Raw genomic sequence first — 22,583 nt, 5'->3', positions numbered from 1 at the left:
AATTTAAATTGAGTGTACTCTAAGCATATGACAGCGTGAAGTATGTTTTCAAAGATTTAGCAAGAAAGGGTGCCAAGATTGCCGCAAGATAAAGATGAATTAATCCCGAATACAGCAAAAATGCGCTGGTGGGGAGAACAGAATTTTGAAATAAATCAATCCAAGGCCTGGCAGTTTGGCTCCTTGCTGTTTCGCCTGACCCGAGGGATTCAGGAATGGCGACTGGAATATTTCCGCCCTTCCGTGCAATACGATTATGAGCAGCAATGGCATCAGATTGATGATCCGAATTTTGCCTTTCCACCGCCCGTGAAAATTGAACGCTATATGTTCAAATCCACGCAAAACAAATTGCAACTGATGCCACGTCTTGCAGACCGTTCTGTGGTGATCAAGCCGGTCGATCCGATTTATATTCCTGCCGGACAGCGCGGTACACTTTATATCAGCACGCCTTTATGGATTGCCGGTTTTGTCGAGGGGCAGCGCGAACCGATTTTCGATTTGCCGGTAATCTTGCCAAAAGACACCTGGTTTGGACCCAATCATCGCTCGGGGGAAATCTGCTATGCCACCGCAGTCGATGGCAGAACCGAACTGAAACAGTTACATCCGCGAGCCTTTCGTGCAGTCACGCCGATTGAGTTTCACAATACCAGTAACCAGCAATTGCGCTTTGACCGAATGAATGTGCCAGTGCCTGCCCTGCCGCTTTTTTACAGTGAAAGTACCGGCCGCTTATGGACCTCGCAAATCCGGGTCTTGCATGAGAGTTCGGATCGTCCACCGCGGATCCGGGTGGAAAACCGCACGCCGCCGAATGCCGGCGAAGTCGCCTATCTGCATCCACCGCGCGATCCGGCAGGCGCTTTATTTAATATGTTTGATTCATTTTTCTAAGGGCGTCTGATGCCAAGTTCAAATATTCCGACCGAAGTCACCAATAGCCTGAAGGGAGTATTTACCAATATCAATACCGATCGTTTGACCGAAGTTTTGGTGGCGGTGGTGTTGTGCTTTATTGGTTTCCTGATTGCGCGCTTTATTTCCAATACCTTTATTCGCACTATTGGTGTCCGTTTTAATGCCCATCAAAAACTGGTCTGGCGCCGCGGGATTTTCTATTTTATCTTCCTGCTATTTGTGATGGCCAGTCTGAAAGAGGCTGGTTTTAAACTCAGTGTCTTCCTTGGCGCTGCCGGAATTTTAACGGTCGCACTGGGTTTTGCTTCGCAAACCTCAGCATCCAACCTGATCAGTGGCCTGTTCCTGATTGGTGAAGGTTCTTTTGAAGTCGGTGATACAATCCAGATTACCTTGATTCGTGGGCATACCATTGAAGGCGAAGTGATTTCGATTGATCTGCTCTCGGTTAAACTTTTGACCCAAGATAATATCTATGTGCGTTTACCGAATGAACAGCTAATTCGGGCACCGGTGCAGAACTTGTCGAAATTTCCGATACGGCGGATTCCGATTACGTTGGCGATCAATTTCCATGAAAATATTATCAAGGTACGCGAAGTTCTGCTGGACGTTGCCAATAAATATCCACTGGTACTGGCCGACCCGAAACCTGCAGTCACCGTTACCGCTTTCCGTGAATCTTCGATTGAACTGCTGTTTGCAGTGTGGTGCCAACAGGAAAACTACCTGAAAGTTCGTGATGAAATGCAGGAACGGATTCGCAACGGCTTTGTAGATAACCAGATTGAAATTCCGGTGCCAAAAATGGGCTTTGTCGATCATCCACTTTCCCGTCCTTTGGAAAATGAAGAAATCGATCAATATGCCAATGAAAAGGCCCTCAAAAGAGAGCCTGATCTGAAATAACCCTTAGATTCCCTCTCCTTTTTAAAGGAGAGGGTTAGGGAGAGGATTCAAAGCTCCCTCTCCGGCATCGGCGCAATATAAGCAATCAGTAGCATCACCCCGCCCGCCAGCAAGAAGGAAATCACCCGGGTCAGGGTGCCAATATGTGACAGGTCAAATAGTACGAGCTTCAAGGTCACAATCACCAGAATACTGCCGCCTAAAATCCACATCAGTTTCAGTTTTTTGAGCGTTGCTGTCCACATGGTAATCCAGGCGAGTAATACCCAAAGTATGGTTAGACTAAGCTGAACCGTCGCATTGCTCCATAATGCCAGCTCATTAAACGGCGTCTGCAGGTACACATGTAAAGCTCTTAAAACAATATAACTGGAAAGCCATAACAGACTTAGTACCATTAAAACTGCGATCATGCCTTTATCACGTCCCACCTTGATTTGCTGTAACAGCATCCAGATAAAACTGGCAAACATGGCGATACTGATCAGGTCAAAAGGATTCAGAATCGGCAGCCAGTAATATTGAAAGGCTTGCTGGCTAAACAGCTGTGAACAAACCAGCCAAGTTGCCATCAGCAATAAACAGCTCTTGGTTTGCCAAAGCTGCTGCCAACCTGACTGCACATCCTGCCGATAGCACCACAGGCAGAATAATAAAGGTAAAATCACCATGCTCAGATAAGGCATGTTCGGGATCAGGCATAAACTTGCCAGAGCCAGACTGCTAAAAACGCCAAAGCTCATCCATTCTTTGGAGAGCTGCAAGCCAGCCAGCGGTCTAAGCCACAGAATGGCCAATAATATCGTTGAAAGTGCAGAAACCCCACGTTCCAGATCACTATTCCAGACAATCACCGCATTCTGACTGCGATCCAGAGTTAGAATCGCCGCAATGACCAGCAAGGGCGAGATGCCACTCCACTTCGGCAGTAACCATGACCACTCCTGATTTTTGCGCAGGATCATTTCATTGAACATTACATACCCCAGTGTGATGATAAATAAACTCAGCACATAGGCATGCTGACTCGGAAATTCATCTTCCAGCAAGGCAAATAGCATCAAACTGGCCGCGACACTTAGGCTGCTTAAAAAACTGACACTCAGACTATTCATCTGCTGCTGGTACTGCTTTTTAAGCTGACTGATGACCACGACTGCCACATAGCACAGACTCAAAATCCAGAAAATTATTCGCGGTGTTGGATTAATCTCGACCAGATAATACAGGCTGCTGAATCCGGCCATCAGCAATAAGCCCATGCTCAGATAGTGTGCTACCCGGACATTTTTTTCCAAGGCCCATAAATAAATCAGCACACCTTCAACTGCCCAGCCAATCACACTCCATTGTTCTGTCAATAAGATCGGGGGCACCAAGGCGAGAAAAATCAGCATCAGGCTCAGATAGCTCTGCGAAATGAGCAGGATAGTTTGTTTACGGCGCAGCAGTGTCCAGCAAGCGGCAAAGACCAGTGCAAAGAACAGGCTTAATCCAGCTTGCCAGAGTTTTTGATTGGGCTGATTAAAATGAATCAGATACAGAAAAATATATGCCGTGATCGGTGCAGCAAAAATCAGCGCTAAGTCCAATACCGGTTTTAACTGAAAACGTGAGAGATCCTGTCGTGCTAGCAACTGGCTAAAGCGGAAACCTAGCCAGATAAACAACGCACTATGTGCCAGAATCAACGCAGTCATGGCATAACGCTCATATGTATAACCATGAATCAGGCTATATATCCCGCCAACGACCGCAGTCACTAAAAAGGCAATTTGATTGAGAATCTTCCATGGCCGGAAACTGCTCAGCACTGCCACCCCGATATTGATCAGCAGATAATAGCTGATCAGCTCAACGGCAGAAGCATCGCGGGTCGGTAAGGTAAACGGCGCCAGATAAGCAATCAGCAAAGCCATCAAAGCCAGTTCGATGCTTTCCTGTTTCAGGCTTAAATATAGAGTGATGGCCAGAATAATGAGAAATAGCAATGTTGCCAACGGTAACGTGGGAATCACCAGATTGTAATAGGCAAAAAATAAGGTCAGGAACAGACTCCCTAAACCCAGTCCTTCCAGTGCCAGAGCAAAACTCCGATTTTTCTGCACCAGGCGATAACCCAGACCTGCTATACACCCACTTGCCAGTGCAACCAGGCCCAATTTTGCAGCCAGACTGAGTTGCCAGTGCTCAGTGGCAAAACGCAGCAGTAAAATAATCCCAATCACCAAAATACTAATCGCGACTTTTAAGACTGGATTCCCCTGGAAAAGCCAGCGCTGCAGTTGATCTACCAGATGAGGAGAGTCGTTTACCTCTTGGGCAGACTCAGTTTTCACGAATGGAACAGAATCGGATCGATCCGGTGATCGCTGTAAGGGATTGGCAGAATGGGATTGTGATTGCAGCTGTATCAAGCGCCCTTCCAGACGTTGCAGCCACCTGAGCAAAAAGAATACCCAGGTCGTAATCCCGATGCCCATCAGCCAATCCAGTTCAGCCAGTCCACCAACAATGGCAGTAATTGAAGAAATATATAAAGGAACTTTAGAATTGCGTTCTAGGGACATTTGCTGCTGTGCGGCCAATTGATTCAGCGGTGCTTCTACCGCAGTGACATATTGCATCACGCTAAAGATAAAACCCAAACCACACAGATAAGTCACAATCTGATAACCTAGATACCAGGCACTGATCCCGGCAATCAGCAAGGTAATCAGCCAGATCATGCGCAACTCATTCCGTCCTGCAGCCATTCTTATATTTCTCTTTCCTGAATCGTTCCATCATACAACAGCTTGTGCTGCTTATTTCATCTTCGACCGATATTCGCTAAGCTGTAAACTCAGACTCGTCTCAGCGAGCGCGGTAAAAATCACGTACAATAGCGCTGTATTTTGAATAAGGAATTGATTACATGCCACCATTTGTCTTGGTCGATGGCTCTTACTTTTTATTTCGTGCCTTTCACGCACTGCCACCATTAACCACGTCAACCGGTTTACATACCAATGCAATTCGTGGTGCGATTTCTGCTATTCAAAAACTGATGCGCCGGACCCAACCGACCCATATGGCGGTAATTTTTGATACCCCAGAACCGACCTTCCGGCATGAGCTGTCACCGATTTATAAAGGTGACCGTCCCAGCATGCCAACGGAATTATCCGAACAGATTCCTTATCTGCATGCCTTGATCCGCGCTTTGGGCATTCCGCTGCATACCTTACCGGGCGCCGAAGCCGATGACATTATTGGGACACTGGCCAAACGTGCCGAGGCGATGGGACATCAGGTGCTGATCTCTACGGGCGATAAAGATATGGCACAACTGGTGACCGAAAAAGTCACCCTGGAAGACAGCTTTAAAGAAAAACCGCTGGATGTCGACGGTGTGTTTGAAAAGTTTGGCGTCTGGCCGAATCAGATTATTGACTATCTCACCCTGATGGGCGATGCATCAGATGGCATTATGGGCGTGCCAGGTGTAGGTGCCAAAACGGCAGCAAAACTGCTCACTGAATATGGCTCGATCGGCGGCATTTTAGAAAATGTCGACAAGATCAAAGGCAAAGTCGGTCAAAATATTAAAGAACATGTCGATGGCATTGCACTGGACCATCAGCTGGCCAGTATTGTCATCGATCTGGATCTTAATTTTGGTTATGACGATTTAAAACTGGGTGAGCCAAATATCGAGACCTTGCGTCATTTGTACACCGAGCTGGAATTCCGTAACCAGCTGCAGTCCTTAGATCACCCGAACAACCCGAATAATTCAAATTACCAGCAAGCAGCAAAATCTATTAACGCCAAAGCGGTTACAGCACCAGAACCTCTGGAAGACCATGCGTCTGTGACCAGCAGTGATGACCAGTTAGGACAAGCCACCTATCACACGGTATTAAACCAACAAGATTGGGACACACTGTTTGAACGCTTAAGTACCGAAAAACGTTTTGCCTTTGATACCGAAACCACCAGTCTGGATTATCGTATTGCACAGATTGTCGGTTTCTCGGTCGCCTTCGATGCGCAAGATGCCTACTATGTTCCCTTGGCACATGATTATGAAGGCGCACCGGAACAGCTGAATCGTGAAGTAATTCTGGCGCAGATCAAACCAATTCTGGAAGATGAGTCTGTAAAGAAAATTGGTCATCATCTGAAATATGATGCACATGTACTGGAAAATCATGGTATTCATCTGGCAGGCTGGTATTTCGACACCATGCTGGCTTCCTATGTCCTGAATTCCGTCGCGACTCGTCATGGCATGGATGATGTGGCCCGTCTGTATTTGAGTCATCTGACCACGACTTATGAACAGGTGGCCGGTAAAGGCGCCAAACAGAAGACCTTCAACCAGATTCCACTTGAAACTGCAGCGCATTATGCTGCAGAAGATGCACATGTTACCTATCGTCTTTATGAAGTCTTGAGCAGCAAATTACAGGCACATCCTGAACTGGTGAATATTCTGCATAATATTGAAGTTCCGGTCGCACGTGTACTGACGCAAATGGAAGAAAACGGCATCGAACTGGATCTGGCTTTTCTGGATCAGCTTGGGGGCGAATTCTCCAACACCATGCAAAATCTGGAAAACCAGATCATGGAAATTGCAGGGGAAAGCTTTAATGTCAGCTCACCTAAACAAGTCGGTGAAGTGTTATTTGAAAAGCTGGGTCTAAAAGGCGGTAAAAAAACCACCACCGGACAATACAGTACCAGTGAAAGTGTACTGGAAAAAATTGAACATCCGATTGCCCAGCTGATTCTAGAATATCGTGGCTTGTCCAAGCTGAAAAGTACCTATACCGATGGCTTATGCAAACAGGCCAATCCTGATACCCACCGTGTGCATACCAGTTATCATCAGGCATTGACTGCAACTGGCCGTTTATCATCGACTGATCCAAACCTGCAGAACATTCCGATTCGTGCCGAAATTGGCCGTCAAATCCGCAAGGCGTTTGTGGCACCGGAAGGTCGTGTTTTGCTGGCAGCCGATTACTCACAAATTGAATTGCGTCTCATGGCTCATTTATCTCAGGATGAAGCCTTGCTAGATGCCTTTATTCACGGTCAGGATGTACACCGCCGTACCGCAGCTGAAGTTCTAGGCATTCCTTTGGAAGAAGTGACCAATGACCAGCGTCGTCAGGCCAAGGCCGTCAACTTCGGGCTACTTTACGGTATGTCCGAATTTGGTTTGATCCGTCAGTTGGGCTTTACCCGTCAGGAATCACAGGATTATATCAAGCAGTATTTCCATCGTTATCCGGGCATTTATGACTATATGCAACGTACCCGTCAGGTCGCATTAGAACAGGGTTTTGTTGAAACCCTGCTCGGACGCCGTTTATATACTCCAGATATCGATGCCCGTAATATGATGGTGCGTAAAGCGGCAGAACGTGCTGCGATTAATGCCCCGCTACAAGGTTCAGCTGCGGATATCATTAAAATGGCGATGATTGAAGTCGACAAGATGTTGCCGAAAGATCAGGCCAAAATGCTGCTGCAAGTTCACGATGAACTGGTGTTTGAAGTCGATGAAGACATTGCCGATGAACTGGCACCTAAACTGGCTGAAGTGATGCAATCGGTATTGCAGATTTCTGTACCATTGGTGGTAGAAGTGGGTAAAGGCAAAAACTGGGATGAGGCGCATTAAAGGGTTTCCTCACCCCAGCCCTCCCCCCTCTGGGAGAGAGAGTGAAAACCAATATTATTTTAAAGGTATCCCCTCTCCTCTCAGGAGAGGGTTAGGGTTAGGGTTAGGGAGAGGTTAATATCCCATCTTCTTGTACTGCGATTAAAACTTGTTCACCGTTTGGGAAGTTTAACAAATCCTTCCCAACTTCCCTTTTCTAAAGGGAGGAGCAAATAAAAAAGGACGCCTCAGCGTCCTTTTTATTTGGATCCGATTAAAGACCGGTAAGCAATACAATCGCCACCTGGTTCATAATCATTTCGATAATAATCAAAGTTAAAATAGCGAAGATTGGAGAAAGGTCAATCATCCCCATATTTGGCATGATACGACGGAATGGCGCCAGTAAAGGCTCAGCCAGCTCTTGCACGACTTCAATATAAGGCGAACGAGACTGAGTAAACATCACCACCCAACTTAAGATAATCGTAGCGAAAATCAAATAACGACAGAAACGGATAAGATCCTGCATCATGGTAACAAAAGTCAGAATAATCAGATGGACAGGCCCATTCGGCATCCCCCCTGACAGATACATCATGCCAAAAATTTTAAGCAGATAGAGCACGACCAGTAATGCCAAAGCAGCAGTACTGACTCGACCTTTGGCCAAAGTTGGGAAAATTCGACCAAATACATCTACAATTTTAGTGGCTTTCACGGTAGAAAGAACCACAGGATTGTAAGGACTGACCGCTGCCAGTTGCATTAAAAATCGGAAGAATACGAGCAAAATCGCGACGTTAATGATAATGCCAAAAATTAGCGCAGAATTTGCACCCATACTTGAACGTTCCTAAAAATTAAACTGAAGATTTGCTGCTTTCACTGAGCTCTTGTGCCAGTTCCTGACTGCGTTTTTGCGCAGCAGCAAGTGCTGCCTGAATATTCTGAGAAATTTGCGCGCGGTCGAACACCTCTAGTGCTGCCTGAGTCGTTCCATTTGGAGAGGTAACGTTTTTACGTAGCTCAGCCGGTGTATTTGAACTGGTGATGGCCATTTGTGCCGCCCCTAAAGCCGTCTGCAAGGTGAGTGCAGTTGCAACTTTTTCATCCAGACCTAAATTTTTACCCGCACGAATCATACTTTCCATCATATAGAAAAAGTAAGCTGGACCCGAACCCGAGACTGCAGTGACTGCATCAATTTGTGCTTCTGATTCGACCCAAATGGTCAGCCCGGTCGACGCCAAAACCTGACTTGCCAGCTCACGATCACTCGTTTCTACAGATGCATTAGCATATAAACCATGTGCTCCGGTCTGTACCAATGCTGGCGTGTTCGGCATGACCCGAACAATACGCTCTGTCCCCAACAATGCTGACAATGTAGCTATTTCCGCACCGGCGACAATGGAAATAATCAGTTTATTATTAACCAGACCTTTTAAAGGTTGCAGCACTTGAGCCAAGACCTGAGGTTTTACCGCCAACACAACGATATCTGCATCCTGAATTGCAGCGCTATTATCCCCGGTCACATTAATTTCTTTTTCCGCCAATAAAGCACGGACTTTTTCGACCGGATCAGAAACTGTAATACGTGTTGCTGGCAAACCACGTGAAATCAGACCGCCAATTAAGGCTTGGGCCATATTACCGCCACCAATAAAACAGATATTACAATTTAAAGCTGCACTCATGTTCAATGCTCATCGTTGAGTTCTAAAGTTGAAGAAACTGAAATCGGTAGCCATCCGCCTGCTTCACAATATGCAGATTGGGCCAACCAAAATCCTTTAGGGGTAAACACGCCTAGCATAACATTATCTGTGCTTAATATTTGAATAGTATGCCGAGCCCAAGGAAATATTTGCGCTTCCTGAATGGCTTTTTTCAGTGGCCAGGTACCGACACGGCCATATAAATGAATTTTTTCGCCACCCTGACGCTGCTGCAAATGCAAAGGTTGCTGCAATAATGCAGCCGATAAACCTAACTGTGCAGGCTGAATGATAAATTTCCCTGACAAAACCTGCACGCTGTCTTTTAAAGCGAATTTTATAGTTTTCGGGCTAGTTTGAACTTGTTGTTGATCAGCTAAATAGATCTCTGCGGCCAAACGATATAATTGCTGCTGATAGCGTACATAGTAAAAGCCTTGCCAATGCAATGCCGCCTGAGCATCTTGCTTGGCATAAATCACTTCGCGCTGCAAACGCTCCACCATATCCAAGGATGGACGATACTGTTGTTTACCTTTCATCCAGGCAGAGAGTAATTGATGTTGTCTTGATTTTGAAAGCTGTAGAAATTCACCAAGATCAAGCTGCGTTTCAGTCCCACAAGACGCTAAATCCTGTTGCAGCACTTCTTGTAAAATATCTTGAGCATCCTGCATCAGCTCACTGGCTCGCACCAAGGCGGCCTGCATTTTAGGATAACGTCCGCTTAATACCGGCCACAGGGTCTGGCGTGCCCAGGCCCGGTCATAATGGGTATCATCATTGGTCGGATCTTCAATATTCTCAATATTCAGATCTGATGCCCATTGGCAAATCTGCTCACGGGAAATATTCAGTAGTGGCCGCCAAATCGTCAGATTTTCACGTATATCGATCTGTTTCATGGCTGCTAAACCATCAACGCCGGCGCCAGACAATAAACGCAACATTAGGGTTTCCGCCTGATCTTGTTGATGGTGTGCCAGCACCAACATTTCATCCGCTTGTAAATGTTGCAGATAGGCCTGATAACGTGAATTGCGCGCTTGCTGTTCCAAATTGCCACTGGCGACATTGACGGGCTGAATGATACAGGGAATATTCAGTTGCCGACACTGCTGCTGAACAAAAGTGCCCCATGCACTACTGATACTTTGCAGCTGATGATCCACATAAATTGCCCGGACTTTTTCCGGGCATAAAAAAAACATCAGATGCAGCAACAGCATAGAATCTACGCCGCCACTGCATCCGATGAGAAATTTTGTCTCTGCAGGAAAGTCCTGCAGCTGTTTTAAGAAACCAGACCTAAATTGTCGCTGCCAAACTTCATTAAACGTTGGTAACGTGCTTCGCATCGTGCTTGCGCTTCCATTGGTTGTAGTTCATTCAAAGCTTCTTTCAGCACTGCTTTCAAGCTGTTCATGACCTGATCCGGATTTAAATGAGCACCCTCACCTTCATCCACCACATATTCTACAATACCCATTTTCTGCAATTTTTCTGCAGTCAGAGCCAAGGCTTCACTGGCCTGTTCAGCTTTTTCAGCGGTTTTCCAGAGAATTGAGGCACAGCCTTCCGGTGAAATCACCGAATAAATACTGTGAGAGAGCATCACCACACGGTCTGCCACCCCAATACCCAGCGCACCCCCTGAACCGCCTTCACCCAGTACAGTTGCAATCACAGGTACTTTCAAGTTAGAAAGCTGAGCCAGACTGGTGGCAATCGCTTCAGCCTGACCACGTTCTTCTGCACCGACACCCGGATAAGCACCCATAGTATCAATAAAGGTGAATACTGGAAGATTGAAACGCTCTGCCATGTCTAGCAGACGCTGTGCCTTACGATAACCTTCCGGGTTACTCATGCCGAAATTATGCTGTAATTTTTCACGGGTACTACGACCACGATGCTGACCGACGATCATCACCGGTTGACCATCAAAACGAGCCAGACCACCGATCATCGCGCCATCATCACCATATAGGCGGTCACCATGTAAAGCATCAAATTCAGTGAATATTTCACCCACATAGTCCAGGAATTGTGGACGTTCTGGATGACGTGCAATCTGCACTGTCGCCCATGCTTTTGATGGAGTTGCTTTATTTTTCATAGGTTAACCGTTTTCATCCCTATAAAGGTATTAATTAACAAACTGTTCGGATTGAATCGAGAGTTCAATCTCCCAATTTTTAAATTGCTGCTGTTCATCGTGCAGTTCAGCGACCAGCAATGGCCATTGCTTGGCATCACCAGACACGCTGAGTTGCCATTGTTGCGCATTTTCAACCTTGAGTTCAATGGCAGGAAGCATCTCATCGCTACGACTGTGATTGACCAAAACCGACAGACGAAGCAGCAAACATAACCATAAAAGTTTAGATCCACCGACTTTCATCACATCAATCTTGGCATCAGCGCGCAATTTACGCCGATGGTGCGCGACCAAATGTGACAAATGATTTTGATCAACTTGCGAGAAACCGGCAATATCCGAGTGTTGTAATAAATATGCGCCATGACGATGATAGCCACTGTGACTGATGGCCAAACCAATCTCATGCAGATAGGCGGCACGACGTAACAGGTCACTATCTTCAACACTCAAACCGAGTTCACTGGCCACGTCATTAAACAGTTTTTGTGCGGTCTGAACCACACGTTCAGCCTGTTTGGCATCGGCATTATAACGGCCGATCAAGGCATGCACGGAACGATCACGGATATCTTCATGCTTGAAACGGCCAAGCAAGTCATACATCACGCCTTCACGTAGTGCACCATCAGAATAGACCAAATGGTCAATTCCCAGTACATCAAAGACTGCATAGAGAATGGCAATACCAGCAGGTAAGACGGCACGACGATCATCTTTCAGACCTTCGAACTCCATGTCCGAGACATATTTATATTTAAGCAGTTTATCTTTGAGCTTTTCCAGGCCTTCACGCGTCAACTGTTCGCGATCATTGCTCCAGCCCATATTGACGCAAATCTGGCGGCAGGCTTTAATGGTGCCACTCGAGCCAACGACAGCATCCCAACCGGCTTCTTTATAAGTATTGGCAATTCCCGAAATTTCTTTACGTGCCGCAGTAACTGCTTTATCAAAGGCTTTGGCACTGATTTCGCCATCCTGAAAATAGGCCTTGGTAAACGCTACACAGCCCATTTGTACCGATTCGGTATGAATCGGCTCGAATTCTTCACCGATAATCAGCTCAGTTGAACCGCCACCGATATCAACTACCAGACGACGACCGCTGTTGGCCATGGTATGCGATACACCCAGATAAATCAGACGGGCTTCTTCACGACCGGCGATAATTTCGATCGGTTTCGGTAAAATTTCTGCAGCTTTCTGGATAAATTCATGGCCGTTTTTGGCTTGACGCAAAGCATTTGTCGCCACGATCCGCAAGCGGTTTGGCTGAACTGCGCCTAAACGTCCGACAAAACGGGCCAGACAGGCCAAACCGCGTTGCTGGGCGGCTTCGGTTAAATTCTTATTTTCGTCTAGTCCTGCGGCAAGCTGAACTTTTTCTGACATTGATGCCACTTTCTTCACTTCGCCATGGTCTACACGGGCGATGGCCAAATGAAAGCTGTTTGATCCCATATCGATGGCGGCAAGTAATTCTTCATCAATCAAAAAGTCAGACATTCCAGAAATAAACCTTTAACGAATTGTGCTTAGAGTAATTCACATGCATGCAATTTAAAAGCCATTTGTAGCGACAATTTAATGCCTTATTCTTTTTTGTATCGGGAATAATAGTGAGACACGATCATCACTATCGTGATCATCCATTAGACAAAATAACATTAAGCATTGAAAATTTACAGATTCCCCTACATTGTTAAAGATGGCTATGTAATACTAATAATTAGTTATCTTTAAAATATTAATCTGGAGCACATTCCATGTCTGGCAACATCATAAACACTACTGACGCAAACTTCGAAGCAGACGTTCTTCAATCAGACGTTCCTGTACTGGTGGACTTTTGGGCAGGCTGGTGTGCACCATGTAAAGCAATTGCACCCGTGCTTGAAGTGCTTGCTGATGAATACCAAGGTAAAGTTAAAATCGTGAAAGTTGACGTAACTTCTTGCGAACAAACTGCTGTAAATTTCAACATCCGTAACATCCCGGCTTTGTTGATGTTCAAAAATGGTGAAGTTGTTGCGACTCAAGTCGGTGCTGCACCAAAATCTAAACTGACAGCATTTATTGATGACAATATCTAAGCACAGCATTTTTAGTAAAAAATACGCGACTCATTCTCGCGTATTTTTTTCGGCTATAAATTGACAAACCTAGCATTTTCTCTTATATTCGCTACTCAAGAGATAAAGGATCCTAAATCCTGTCAATTTCTTACAAGACACATTACATAAGATGCCGCTCGGCAATAGAAATTGTTTTCCACATTTTCCTTTGAAACACTCAAACAGATCTCTGAATTGTTCTTTTGCAAATTCAATTGCTTTCGTTTGAATGCTGGTATGCGGCCGAATGTTACTCCCTTTCTAACCTGTACCTCAGAACTTTGATTCTATCTGACCACCTATGAATTTAACCGAACTCAAGAAAAAACCGATTGGCGAACTCATCAAGATTGCCGAGTTTATGGGCCTCGAAGGTATGGCTCGTAACCGTAAGCAAGACATTATTTTTGCCATCTTAAAACGTCATGCAATGAATGGCGAAGAGATTTTTGGTGATGGCGTTCTAGAAATTTTGTCAGATGGTTTTGGCTTTTTACGCTCAGCCGCAGGTTCTTATTTAGCAGGTCCTGACGATATCTATGTCAGCCCTTCTCAAATTCGTCGTTTTAACCTCCGTACTGGCGACACCATTACTGGCACCATTCGCCCGCCGAAAGAAGGCGAACGTTATTTTGCTTTACTTAAAGTCAATCAGATTAACTACGACACACCTGAAAATTCACGTAACAAGATTCTGTTTGAAAACTTGACCCCATTATTCCCGACCGAACAGTTGGTGATGGAGTTAGGCAATGGTACCACTGAAGATTTAACCACCCGTGTGATCGACCTAGTGGCCCCGATTGGTAAAGGCCAGCGTTCAATTATTGTGGCTCCGCCGAAAGCGGGTAAAACCATGCTGCTGCAAAGCATTGCACAGTCCATCGTTCGCAATAATCCTGAAGTTATTCTGATCGTTCTCCTGATTGATGAACGTCCAGAAGAAGTGACCGAGATGGAACGTACGGTTCGCGGTGAAGTCGTGGCTTCTACCTTTGATGAATCTCCTGCACGTCACGTTCAAGTTGCTGAAATGGTGATTGAAAAAGCAAAACGTCTGGTTGAGCACAAGAAAGATGTGGTGATTTTGCTTGACTCGATTACCCGTCTGGCACGTGCTTATAACACTGTGATTCCTTCATCAGGCAAAGTACTGACTGGTGGTGTGGATGCACATGCCTTAGAACGCCCTAAACGTTTCTTCGGTGCTGCACGTAATATCGAAGAAGGCGGTTCACTGACCATCATTTCTACTGCCCTGATTGAAACCGGTAGTAAAATGGATGAAGTGATTTACGAAGAATTCAAAGGTACAGGTAACCAGGAAATTACCCTTGATCGTCGCATTGCAGAAAAGCGCGTATTCCCTGCGATGAACATCAAGAAATCTGGTACTCGCCGTGAAGAACGCCTGATGTCAGAAGACAATCTGCGTAAAGTCTGGATTCTGCGCAAGCTGTTGCATACTCAAGATGAGTTGGCGGCAATGGAATTCTTACTGGATCGCATGAAAGAAACCAAGACCAACGATGATTTCTTTGATCAGATGAAACGCAAAGCTTCAAATTAAAATTTCAAATGAAAGGTCACCTAAGCGGTGGCCTTTTTTAGGTTGACATAAATTACAGAATGAAACAATCAAGCCTGATTTATGTAAACTTATTTTTAAGTTTTTGATTAATAAAATATTCAGATTAAAAATTGTATAACTTTTAAGTGTTTAACAAGCCTTTCTCCAATCTAAATGTTTCATTCCATTGTTATTTTCTGTTAAAAACTTCTTATTTTTTATCGTTTTTCCGTACTTTTTTGATCATTGCCAGTAGCAATTAAAAATGCGCAGTGATAGCATATTTGCAGACCAGTTAGACTGCTCCTGCGTTGTTAGTCCCTAACACAATTAGGAACAATAAAAGCACTTAACAGACTAACTTTGGTTTTTTTTAATCTCAATTTTTAGAGAGTGATGCCATGTTATTCAAAAAAATCGCTATTGCTGCTGCAGTTGCTACTACTTTAGCTTTCGTTGGTTGTGCTAAAAAAGCTGACGACGCTGCTGCTGACGCTAACCAAGCTGCTTCTGAAGCTGTAGAAGCTGCTTCTGAAGCTGAAGCTGCTGCTGACGCTGCTGCTGTAGAAGCTACTGACGTTGAAGCTTCTTCTGAAGTTGCTACTGAAGTTGACGCTGCTGCTGAAGCTGATGCTGCTGCTGCAGTTGCTACTGATGCTGCTGCTGAAGCTACTGCTGCTTCTGAAGCTGCTGCTCAATAATCTTCTAGATTATTCAGTACAAAAAAAAGAGAGCCTTTGGCTCTCTTTTTTATTTTTAAAACTGGAATTTAAAGATATTAGATTCCAGTTTTAAAAAGCAGATCAATTGACCTGCTCATTTCCCACACGTTGACGGAACTTCTGTCCGGCACGGAAGGTGACCACACGGCGTGCAGAAATCGGAATCTCTTCACCCGTTTTCGGGTTACGGCCCGGACGTTGACGCTTATCACGCAACTCGAAATTACCAAAACCCGAAAGTTTTACTTGCTCGCCTGAGATGAGCGCCTGGCTAATCTCATCGAAGAACAACTCAACCATTTGTTTTGCTTCACGACGGTTTAAACTCGTGAGCTCACTTAAATGATCAGCCATTTCTGCTTTAGTTAGTGCTGTCATGAAGCCCTCAATGTCGCTTGGTAAGTGTTTTCTAACACTTGAAGGATATTATCCATACCTGATTTAATTTCAGCATCTTCCAGTGTACGGCTTGGATGCTGCCAGAGAAGTGCAAATGCCAGTGAGCGTTTCCCTTCTTCTACTCCTTGTCCAGTGTACACATCGAACAACCAAGTTGAGTCTAAAAGCTCTCCGCCTGTTTTTTCGATAAGTCCCTGAATTTCGCTAACATTAATCTTATCACTAATTAAAAGCGCAATATCACGTCGAACCGATGGAAAACGTGATAATTCTGTAAAATTAGATACATAAGTTTGCAAAACAGCCGCTTGATCCAATTCTGCTACCCATGTGGTTGCCAGATCAAGTTCGTCTTCAAGTGAGGGATGTAAACGCCCCAAGTAACCAATTGATTGACCATTCACGAGAATTTCTGCGGATTGTCCAGGATGCAACCAGCTACGCTCTGAACGCACATATTCTACTTTGACACGACCAGCAGCCAAAATTTCTTCTACATCACCCTTAAAGTCAAAGAAGTCCATTGCAGCGGGTTTCACATGCCAAGATTCAGCATGACGTGAACCAGTCGCAATCAATGCAAAAGTTGGAATCTGTTTTAAATCATGGATGCTGCTGGCTTCTTGATAGTCAAAACGCAGACCGAGCTCAAAGAAACGTACACGGCTTTGCTGGCGGTTGACATTGTACTGAACACAAGGAATAAGGCTAGACAGCAAGGTTGAACGCATCACTGCCAAATCACTTGAAATTGGATTGGCTAATACTAATGGATTCACACTGGAATTAAGTTGCTTTTCAAGCTTTAGGTCTGCGAAGCTAAAGCTGATCGCTTCTTGGTAACCTAAAGTTACGGCAGTTTGACGGAGTTGGCCCAATTCAAACTGATCTTGGTATTTCGCCAGCTTCACATCAATCACAGGCAGGCTGATTTGAATATTGTCATAACCGTGAATACGCGCCACTTCTTCGATCAAATCTTGGTAAATCACCATATCATAACGATGTGATGGCGGTACCACTGACCACTCGCCTTCTGCTTTTACTGTAACTTCACAACCTAAACGGCTTAAAGCATCAGTAATGAACGCTGAGTCAACACTATAACCCAGCAGTTGATCGACTTGTGCTTGATTCAACTCAATTGCGTCGCGTGTTGGCAATAATGCTGCATTTTCGGCAACTGTAATTGGTCCAAACTCACCGCCCGCAAGTTCCGCAATCAATTGTGATGCGCGGTGCATAGCGATCAATGGCAATTCAAAATCGACACCACGTTCATAACGCTGAGAAGCATCAGTATGCAGGCCAAAGCTACGTGCACGACCGGCAATATGCAGTGGCGCGAAGAATGCTGATTCCAGGAAAATTTCAGTGGTTGCATCGCTGACTGCTGAAAACAAGCCACCCATAATACCAGCAATGGCCAATGCTTTTTCATCATCTGCAATCACCATCACTTTTTCATTCAGCTCCACTTCTTGTTCATTGAGCAAAACTAACTTTTCATCTTCTGTCGCTTGACGTACATGTACTGCGCCTTGAACTTTGCCGCCATCAAATGCGTGTAGCGGTTGACCCAGCTCCATCAGCACATAGTTGGTAATATCGACCAGAATGCTGTGCTGACGGATACCTGAACGTGCCAATGCACGCTCCATCCATACAGGAGTCACAGCCTTGGTATTGACGTTCTTGATCACACGACCCAAGTAACGTGGACAGCCTTCAGTCGATACAACGACTTTCTTTTCTTCGCTAATAGTCGCAGCTACTTCTTTAATTTCAGGGGCAGTTACTGGCAATTGGTTAATCACACCAATTTCACGTGCGATCCCGCGAATACTGAAGCAGTCCCCACGGTTCGGTGTAATGCTGATGTCAATCACGTTGTCATCAAGGTCTAGATATTCACGAATGTTCATACCTACTGGTGCATCCGCTGGAAGCTCTAACAAACCATCAATTTTATCTTCCAAATCGATTTCTGAAGCGCCGCACAGCATGCCTTGTGACTCGATACCACGTAGCTTGCCTTTCTTGATTTTGAAATCACCCGGAAGTACTGCACCAATGGTCGCAACCGGTGCTTTCATGCCAGCACGTACATTTGGCGCACCACATACAATTTGTAGAGGCTCACCTGAACCGATATTGACAGTGGTCACACGCAAGCGATCTGCATCAGGATGTTGTTCTACCGTCAGGACTTCCCCCACCACTACGCCGGTAAAGGGTTTAGCTGCAGGCGCAAGTTCATCCACTTCCAGACCCAACATGGTCAGTTGATCAGAAAGTTTTTCGCTATCGATGGCTGGGTTAACCCATGTGCGTAGCCAATTTTCGCTAATTTTCATTGATATAAAACCTGTAATTCAAATCTCTAGAATCCCCCTCTGCTCCCCATTTTCCAAAGGGGGAGAACTCCATCTATTTCGCGGAGTCCCTCTCCTTTTTAAAAGAAGAGGTTAGGAGAGGATTATTAAAAAGTTTTAAGCAAACTGGCGTAAGAAACGCACATCGTTTTGGAAGAACATACGTAAGTCATTTACGCCATAACGCAGCATTGCAAAACGTTCAACACCCAGACCAAAAGCAAAGCCTTTGTATTTTTCAGGATCAATGCCTGCAGCTTGCAGCACATTCGGATGCACCATACCGCAGCCCAATACTTCTAACCAGCGACCGCGTTCATCCATAATATCCACTTCCGCACTCGGCTCTGTGAACGGGAAATAAGATGGACGGAAACGTACTTTCAAATCTTTTTCGAAGAATTCGTTCAGCAGGTTAATCAGCAAACCTTTCAGTTCCGCGAAGCTGGTATTTTCAGCCACGTATAAACCTTCGATCTGATGGAACATCGGTGAGTGGGTTTGATCCGAATCACAACGGTAAACACGGCCCGGACACACGATCTGGATTGGTGGTTGCTGGGTTTCCATGGTACGAATCTGTACACCAGACGTATGCGTACGCAGCAAATGGTTCACATCAAAATAGAAGGTATCGTGCATGGCACGCGCCGGGTGATGACCCGGAATGTTCAGTGCTTCAAAGTTGTGGTAGTCATCTTCAACTTCAGGACCTGTTGCAACCGTAAAACCTGCCTTGGTAAAGAACTGGCAAATACGCTCTTGCACCTGGGTCACTGGATGGATACTGCCCACCTGTTGGCCACGACCTGGTAAAGTAATATCAATGGTTTCGCTTGCCAGTTTTTGTTCTAAGGCAGCTTTATGCAATTCTGCCTGACGTGAGGTCAATGCAGCGGTAATAGTTTCACGTACAGCATGGATTTGTGCGCCGAAGACTTTACGTTCTTCGGGATCCATTTTACCAAGCGACTTAGATTGTTCCGCGAGCTGGCTTTTTTTCCCCGTAAATTGCACTCGTACTTGATCAAGTGCAGCAAGGTCTTGAGCTGCTGCAATCGCAGCGAGCGCTTCAGTGGTCAGGGCTTCCAGTGACATAGTAACTCTCAAAGCAACAGGTTAAAAAATATTTTAAAAACCCCACATTCTAACAGTTTTTAGACACTTTGATGAAGATGCGTTTTAAGGAAAATTAGATTGGCATGATTAAATATAAAAAGTATAAGATAAACACAATATCAATCAGATCAAATCACTATGGCACTCGATCAAATTTGGAAACAGCAACTGACCCTCGTCACTTACGGCAATGAGTATTTGACTCAGGACCTGAGTTTCAATCGTTGGATTCAACATTCCATTTTTAATCAGCATCAGTTTGCCTTTCGGGATCTGATGTCACAACATCTGCTGGCCCAGCATTTCCAGATCTGGCTGGAAGGCTTGAAAAAACAAGGTGTGCGTCGCCTTAGCTTGCATCGCTCTGATTTACTGGTTGATGAAAAAAATCCGAATGCCAATGTTGAGCTATTACCACTGGCACATTTTATTGTCAGTCATGGTGCTAAAACCAAAACTGCCTGGATCATCGGCAAGGAACTGCCTGAATGGTACAGCGCAGACAATGATTACGAAGCACCTAAATCACAGCAATCCCCTTTACGCCATGAAACATTCTGGTGTTATGAGCTAAATCCTAAACTGGCCAAGCGCATTGATGTCGATCTGGAAGCCCCAAACTGGGATGATATTCAGGCCTATACCGATCATGAACTGTTTGAAAGTAGCCTTGCCCAAGATTTTACCGAACCTGCATATACCAATTTGCCTTATTACGGCACCATGCCTGCCATTCAAGCCGATAGCGAAAGTCATTTGGCCTTAATTCCCACTGACTATTCAGCGGATTATGCTCACCAGACTTTGTACCGCCTAGACGCCTTAAATGACTTTATTCAAACGAAAATCCAGCATCCCTATCGTGCAGATGGCGAAGTACTCAGCCCGGAGCAGCAACTTAACCTGCGACATTTTTCGCAAAAAATTGATGATTTAAGTGCTAAATTCATCAGCAAAGTCGCCAATCACTATAAAACTGCACAGCTAACACCAAAAGTTGCACCTGACCCATTTGTCGGTATGAGTACCGAAGACCGCTCACCAAAAATTTCTAAAGCAGAAAAACCTCAGGACCCAGGCAAATCCAGTTCATCTGCAAATGTGCTGACCTTAATTGTGATCACTGTGATTATCTGTCTGATTGGCTACTATTTCGGCCTTTAACATTTTGCCAGAAAAGCTTGAACATCACGGGCAGAATTCAATGGATATTTTGATATTCATGAGCAGGCATCAACTTGAAATAATGCTGACGATTTTGTGATGGTTTTCATCATCCATCAGATGATGGAATCACGACTGAGTATCTGTCTTAAAATTTCAGCATTATTTGAATGAGCCGAAGCTGTCATTTGCTGATCGGCCGGAAATGCTCTCTTAATTGACCGGTGGAGATATTGAGATAAAAAGATAAATCAGCCATACATTTCTAAGGGCTGATTTATTTTCTATCGTCTTTTCCCAGGTTTTAGATTTTTCTACGTTGAGCCAGCTGGGCCAGAGTATTCAAAAATTAAATGTCCCACTGATAACATAAGTCTTTAAGATTTTCGCCCAGATCACTGGCATCTCCTTCACTGACAAAATAGGCGCCGGTCTTTTCATAAAAATAACGACTGGAATTCAGGTTCAATACGCTGCATTGCATATGCTGATAGGATTTTTCTCGACTTAAACCCAGACCCAATTAAACCAAATCACGTCCAATGCCGCGACCTTGAATATTTTGAAGCAAATAAAGTGCTCTCAATTCACTGATTGGCGCATCTACCGGAAAATTAAAAGCAGCAAAACCCAAAACTTGAGCATTTTCTTCATAGACAAATACCCGTCGATTCTCCTATTCAAGCACAGAACGCCACAAGGCGGCTCTTTGTTCTACACTCAACTTATCGAGAATTTCTGGTTTAATGATATTTTGATAGCTTTCACGCCAGCTTTGTACATGCACTTGGGCAATCGGCAGGACATCGTGTTGGGTGGCAAGTCGAATCATTATTTTTAAGCCTTATTTTTGATTATGCAATTTAACAATGACTAAAAAATATAAGATTTACAATACTGATTTTTAAATAATATTTAAAATGACTACTTTTATTTAAGCATAAAAAAAGACCACCAAATGGCGGTCTTTTTTCAAGTCATAAAGACTTATGCAGCCAATGCATCTTTAGCTTTAGAAGCTAAAGCAGCAAACGCAACTGCGTCATGCATAGCGATGTCAGCAAGTACGCGACGGTCGATAATCACTTGAGCTTTTTTCAAGCCAGCGATCATACGGCTGTACGACAAACCATTTTGACGAGCACCAGCGTTGATACGTGCAATCCACAAAGCGCGGAATTGACGTTTCTTCTGACGACGGTCACGGTAAGCATATTGACCAGCTTTGATTACCGCCTGGAACGCTACGCGGTAAACGCGTGAACGAGCACCATAGTAACCTTTAGCGCGAGCAAGAATTTTTTTGTGACGGCGATGAGCCTGTACACCACGTTTTACACGAGCCATTTATAATCTCCTTAGATGTACGGGCACATACGACGAACTGAAGCAACGTCACTTACGTGAACCATTACACAGCCGCGCAATTGACGAATACGCTTAGCAGATTTTTTGGTCAAAATGTGGCGTTTGAACGCTTGTTTACGCTTAAAACCGTTAGCAGTCGCTTTAAAGCGTTTAGCTGCACCACGGCGAGTTTTCATCTTAGGCATAACAACCTCTTTTGAACACCTGTTCGGCTCGTTTGCACCATTACAAAACGACCTGCAGGTAAGGGAGCGAGTATTCTAAAGCATCTTTGTTTAAAACAAAAGCATCTTCAGCCAATAAGCGAATTTAAAGAATGATTCTAGGATTTCAGTCTGAAAAAATATCCAAGACTGAATCAGGAAAATTATT

Annotated in this window: 19 protein-coding genes and 1 pseudogene; 7 read left to right on the top strand and 13 right to left on the bottom strand. The window is 44.8% G+C overall.

The genetic code is table 11. From position 1 onward, the window contains the following. Window positions 1–120: 120 nt before the first annotated feature. Window positions 121–900, top strand: coding sequence for a DUF432 domain-containing protein (locus tag NI465_RS09545; RefSeq protein ID WP_086044916.1), 780 nt, complete (start codon window positions 121–123; stop codon window positions 898–900). Window positions 901–909: 9 nt separating this feature from the next. Continuing rightward, window positions 910–1,833, top strand: coding sequence for a mechanosensitive ion channel family protein (locus NI465_RS09540; RefSeq protein ID WP_005250806.1), 924 nt, complete (start codon window positions 910–912; stop codon window positions 1,831–1,833). Between the two features lie 47 nt (window positions 1,834–1,880). Here NI465_RS09540 and NI465_RS09535 read toward each other — a convergent pair whose 3' ends face one another. Then, window positions 1,881–4,589 carry a DUF2339 domain-containing protein gene (locus NI465_RS09535; protein WP_253145113.1) on the bottom strand — a complete coding sequence of 903 codons (2,709 nt, stop codon included), beginning with the start codon at window positions 4,587–4,589 and terminating at the stop codon, window positions 1,881–1,883. A gap of 161 nt (window positions 4,590–4,750) precedes the next feature. Between NI465_RS09535 and polA the strand changes: the two genes are divergently transcribed. Then, window positions 4,751–7,513: a DNA polymerase I gene (polA, locus tag NI465_RS09530; RefSeq protein WP_005250802.1), complete on the top strand. Its 2,763-nt coding sequence runs from the start codon at window positions 4,751–4,753 to the stop codon at window positions 7,511–7,513. Between the two features lie 253 nt (window positions 7,514–7,766). Here the strand turns inward: polA and NI465_RS09525 are convergent, their stop codons facing one another. From NI465_RS09525 to ppx, 5 genes are read right to left on the bottom strand one after another with little or no spacing between them, the layout of a single operon-like run. Further along, window positions 7,767–8,336, bottom strand: a complete 570-nt coding sequence (locus tag NI465_RS09525; protein ID WP_004278259.1) for a YggT family protein — start codon at window positions 8,334–8,336, stop codon at window positions 7,767–7,769. A gap of 19 nt (window positions 8,337–8,355) precedes the next feature. Then, window positions 8,356–9,195 carry a pyrroline-5-carboxylate reductase gene (gene proC, locus NI465_RS09520; RefSeq protein WP_004278260.1) on the bottom strand — a complete coding sequence of 280 codons (840 nt, stop codon included), beginning with the start codon at window positions 9,193–9,195 and terminating at the stop codon, window positions 8,356–8,358. Window positions 9,196–9,197: 2 nt separating this feature from the next. Further along, window positions 9,198–10,574: a tRNA lysidine(34) synthetase TilS gene (gene tilS, locus NI465_RS09515; RefSeq protein WP_081400833.1), complete on the bottom strand. Its 1,377-nt coding sequence runs from the start codon at window positions 10,572–10,574 to the stop codon at window positions 9,198–9,200. Beyond that, a complete protein-coding gene (locus NI465_RS09510; protein WP_004278263.1) occupies window positions 10,511–11,335 on the bottom strand; it encodes an acetyl-CoA carboxylase carboxyltransferase subunit alpha in 825 nt (274 codons plus the stop codon). The genes tilS and NI465_RS09510 overlap by 64 nt, the downstream gene beginning before the upstream one ends. Before the next feature lie 30 nt (window positions 11,336–11,365). Beyond that, on the bottom strand, window positions 11,366–12,886 hold the full coding sequence (gene ppx, locus NI465_RS09505) for an exopolyphosphatase (protein WP_004278264.1): 1,521 nt from the start codon (window positions 12,884–12,886) through the stop codon (window positions 11,366–11,368). A 260-nt stretch (window positions 12,887–13,146) separates the two neighbouring features. Between ppx and trxA the strand changes: the two genes are divergently transcribed. The 3 genes from trxA (at window position 13,147) to NI465_RS09490 (ending at window position 15,765) form a co-directional block, all read left to right on the top strand. Next, the gene (gene trxA / locus NI465_RS09500; RefSeq protein WP_005250793.1) at window positions 13,147–13,473 is read left to right on the top strand and encodes a thioredoxin; all 327 of its coding nucleotides are present in this window, start codon (window positions 13,147–13,149) and stop codon (window positions 13,471–13,473) included. A 322-nt stretch (window positions 13,474–13,795) separates the two neighbouring features. Next, window positions 13,796–15,064: a transcription termination factor Rho gene (rho, locus tag NI465_RS09495; RefSeq protein WP_004278267.1), complete on the top strand. Its 1,269-nt coding sequence runs from the start codon at window positions 13,796–13,798 to the stop codon at window positions 15,062–15,064. A 401-nt stretch (window positions 15,065–15,465) separates the two neighbouring features. Then, window positions 15,466–15,765, top strand: coding sequence for a hypothetical protein (locus NI465_RS09490; RefSeq protein ID WP_005250791.1), 300 nt, complete (start codon window positions 15,466–15,468; stop codon window positions 15,763–15,765). A gap of 102 nt (window positions 15,766–15,867) precedes the next feature. Here the strand turns inward: NI465_RS09490 and NI465_RS09485 are convergent, their stop codons facing one another. From NI465_RS09485 to pheS, 3 genes are all read right to left on the bottom strand, one after another. After that, on the bottom strand, window positions 15,868–16,164 hold the full coding sequence (locus NI465_RS09485; RefSeq protein ID WP_004278269.1) for an integration host factor subunit alpha: 297 nt from the start codon (window positions 16,162–16,164) through the stop codon (window positions 15,868–15,870). Then, window positions 16,161–18,542 (bottom strand): phenylalanine--tRNA ligase subunit beta, encoded by a 2,382-nt coding sequence (gene pheT / locus NI465_RS09480; protein ID WP_148334987.1) that lies wholly within the window; start codon window positions 18,540–18,542, stop codon window positions 16,161–16,163. The genes NI465_RS09485 and pheT overlap by 4 nt, the downstream gene beginning before the upstream one ends. A 135-nt stretch (window positions 18,543–18,677) precedes the next feature. After that, a complete protein-coding gene (gene pheS / locus NI465_RS09475) occupies window positions 18,678–19,658 on the bottom strand; it encodes a phenylalanine--tRNA ligase subunit alpha (protein WP_004278272.1) in 981 nt (326 codons plus the stop codon). A gap of 159 nt (window positions 19,659–19,817) precedes the next feature. Here pheS and NI465_RS09470 point away from each other — a divergent pair, with 159 nt between their 5' ends. After that, entirely contained in the window at window positions 19,818–20,843 is a 1,026-nt protein-coding gene (locus tag NI465_RS09470) for a hypothetical protein (protein ID WP_005250786.1), read from the top strand. 523 nt (window positions 20,844–21,366) lie between these two features. On the opposite strand, the pseudogene NI465_RS09465 reads toward NI465_RS09470, so the two are convergent. From NI465_RS09465 to rpmI, 4 genes and pseudogenes are all read right to left on the bottom strand, one after another. Further along, window positions 21,367–21,504, bottom strand: a pseudogene (locus NI465_RS09465) (GNAT family N-acetyltransferase); the annotation flags it as partial. A 15-nt stretch (window positions 21,505–21,519) separates the two neighbouring features. Continuing rightward, complete coding sequence (locus NI465_RS09460) at window positions 21,520–21,675, bottom strand: hypothetical protein (protein WP_004732946.1); 156 nt, start codon at window positions 21,673–21,675, stop codon at window positions 21,520–21,522. 155 nt (window positions 21,676–21,830) lie between these two features. Then, window positions 21,831–22,190: a 50S ribosomal protein L20 gene (gene rplT / locus NI465_RS09455; RefSeq protein ID WP_004647525.1), complete on the bottom strand. Its 360-nt coding sequence runs from the start codon at window positions 22,188–22,190 to the stop codon at window positions 21,831–21,833. Between the two features lie 11 nt (window positions 22,191–22,201). Continuing rightward, entirely contained in the window at window positions 22,202–22,396 is a 195-nt protein-coding gene (gene rpmI / locus NI465_RS09450) for a 50S ribosomal protein L35 (RefSeq protein WP_004278281.1), read from the bottom strand. Window positions 22,397–22,583: the final 187 nt, after the last annotated feature.

Origin of the sequence: Acinetobacter lwoffii (assembly GCF_024129855.1) — a bacterium.
Classification (GTDB): domain Bacteria; phylum Pseudomonadota; class Gammaproteobacteria; order Pseudomonadales; family Moraxellaceae; genus Acinetobacter; species Acinetobacter lwoffii_L.
Note: the sequence above shows the minus strand (reverse complement) of the source record. Positions and strands in the feature narration are given on the sequence as shown.